The sequence below is a fragment of the Streptomyces fildesensis genome (assembly GCF_016107395.1).
In the GTDB taxonomy this organism is placed as follows: domain Bacteria; phylum Actinomycetota; class Actinomycetes; order Streptomycetales; family Streptomycetaceae; genus Actinacidiphila; species Actinacidiphila fildesensis.
On sequence record NZ_JAAIKO010000207.1, the window covers coordinates 1 to 380 of the forward strand.

Annotated in this window: 1 protein-coding gene; it reads left to right on the top strand. The window is 53.2% G+C overall.

The features are described 5' to 3' along the window. Positions 1–23: 23 nt before the first annotated feature. Positions 24–380 (top strand): hypothetical protein (locus C6N31_RS42610; RefSeq protein WP_232486360.1); only part of this gene is annotated, 357 nt, incomplete at its 3' end.

The window sequence follows — 380 nt, forward strand, 5'->3', positions numbered from 1 at the left end:
CTCCAGCCGTCAAACAGGCATCTGTGAATGCCATTCATGCAGCACAGAAGGCTCCTGCAGTAGCGCTTGCTGTTGCATCAGAACTCCATCGCTCAGGGATGAAGGAAACTGCTTGTGGCTTGGCCAAGACGATGTACACTCGTGTCGAACCGGTGGCTAAGGGGTTTTACACTGCCTACGAACCAAGAGCGGAGCAGTACATGCTCTCTGCTTGGCGGAAGCTCAACCAGATCCCTCTTTTTCCGACGGTTAGTCGTGCTGTTCTTCCAACTGCAGCCTACTGCTGCGACAAGTACAACCAAACTGTGATCACTTCCGCCGACAAGGGCTGCAAGGTGATGGCTTATCTTCCCTTGGTTCCGACCGAGAAGATTGCAAAG